Source organism: Aquabacterium sp. A08 (genome assembly GCF_011742065.1).
Window position 1 is genome coordinate 1 of sequence record NZ_JAAQQT010000368.1, and the last position, 423, is coordinate 423.

Genomic DNA, 423 nt, shown 5'->3' on the forward strand with positions numbered 1-423 from the left:
TGCGCATCAACCCGGACGACATCAAGGTCCAGCTCGAACGCCAGGACAACCTGGAAGTGCTGGAAGTGAAAATCGAGTTGCCGGACGCCCGCTGAGCCCAGCCCAGGCCATGACCCAGACCGTGCAGATCGATTTCGTCTCGGACATTTCCTGTCCCTGGTGCGCCGTGGGCCTGTCGTCCCTGGCGCTGGCGCTGGAGCGCCTGCACCCCGAGGTGGTGGCCCTGGTCCGGGTCCATCCCTTTGAGCTGAACCCGGCCATGGGCCCGGGCGGCCAGGACGTTGGGGAACACCTGACCGAAAAGTACGGCTCCACCCCCGAACAGCAAGCGCAGATCCGCCAGACCCTGGTCGAGCGCGGGGCGGCGGTGGGCTTCACCTTCCACCCCGAGGGTCGGGGCCGCATCTACAACACCTTCAACGC

The 423-nt window shown here is 66.4% G+C and carries 1 protein-coding gene and 1 pseudogene; both read left to right on the forward strand.

Annotated elements, in window-relative coordinates; translation table 11 throughout:
• Positions 1-95 (forward strand): annotated as a pseudogene (locus HA630_RS23050) (cell division topological specificity factor MinE); the annotation flags it as partial.
• A 14-nt stretch (positions 96-109) separates the two neighbouring features.
• Positions 110-423 (forward strand): DsbA family protein (locus HA630_RS02085; protein WP_208299920.1); only part of this gene is annotated, 314 nt, incomplete at its 3' end.